1 protein-coding gene is annotated in these 1270 nt (G+C 67.2%); it reads left to right on the forward strand.

The window, feature by feature from the left end; genetic code table 11:
• The first annotated feature begins 138 nt into the window (after positions 1–138).
• On the forward strand, positions 139–894 hold the full coding sequence (locus ACZ5CR_RS45770) for a hypothetical protein (RefSeq protein WP_468869778.1): 756 nt from the start codon (positions 139–141) through the stop codon (positions 892–894).
• Positions 895–1270: the final 376 nt, after the last annotated feature.

Genomic DNA, 1270 nt, shown 5'->3' on the forward strand with positions numbered 1-1270 from the left:
TGCCGGGACGCAGCCGACCGCTCGGGGCGTCCGACGATCCAAGAAGACGACGTCCTGGAGGCCACCGAGCAGTTCTCCCAATAGAAGCTCGACGATCTCGCCAAGGAGTACAACGTCGGATTCCCGTTCCTACGACCAGTGTTCGCCCAGTTCGAGAACGCCGGGTACGCCGTGGGGCGGAACGACTTCACCGCACAATTCGACGCGATCCGCGACAACCTCCACGAGAGGTACTCCGCGTACACCGAGCAGTTGACGGCAGCGTCCGTCGTCGATGCCCTCTATGGCATCGGCTTCCTAGGCGTGTGCCGTGGTAATGACGTTGTGTACGCGGGTGACTCCCGGTGGCCCGTCCAGCCGTACGAGGAGAACCTGCGCATCCATCCCTGCTTCCGGCCCGCTCTCGGATGCCGGACACCGACAGGCGCCAGCCACGGCACGGTGCACGCGGGCCACGCATACCAGGGGACGATGGTGGGGGCGCAGAACTACACCGCGTTCCTTCGGAACGTCTCCACGACCGACGCCGGGTTCCAGGCGGACCGTCATGTGCGCCTGCTGGAGGAGACCGCACTCGCGCTGTCACGCCTGCAGCGCCAGCTCGCACGGTCGGGCCTGCCCGCCACGGCCCACACCAAGGTCCAGGAGGGCATCGACCTCCTGAACGACCAGATCGACGCTTTGCCTCTCCCAGGCTCCGGCCTGACCCCCGACATGGTGGAAGACCTGATCGGCGACGTCACCGAGCGACTGGCCCAGTCCCACGCCAGGCTGAACGACCTTGGATTGCGCGACGAGCCAGTCACCCGGCGCCTAGCTGACGAGGCACGGGCGCTGAGACGGGCACTCGGTGGAGCCGTCGGCGGCGGAGGCGGCTCGGACTCCTCCGGCTGACGGCACGTCCCCTGGCTTCCGACCACACCTGATAGTCAGGTAAGCCCCGCCGAAGGAGTCCGTGATACCACCCGACGCATCAACGACGGGTTGGAGGAGCGCGACGACGTCAAGGCCAACGTGGTCGTCCTGGAGCGGACGCGTCCGCCTCCCGCTCAACGGGGCGCGGTTCAATGCAGCCTCCTGAGACTGGCCATCAGACTGAGTCCACCCGTTGCAGGCTACGGGTGGACTACCCCGGTCGGGCGCATGCCCCGGAGCTCTTCTGGACCGTCGCAGGCCCGGCGGACGAGTCGGTCCTCAGCCTCCTCCTCGAGCCCTACCGAGCAGGGGGCAGTGATCTCGCTCATGCTGCCGCCCCGCTCCTGAACAAGAT

The organism is Streptomyces sp. NPDC031274, from assembly GCF_055570235.1.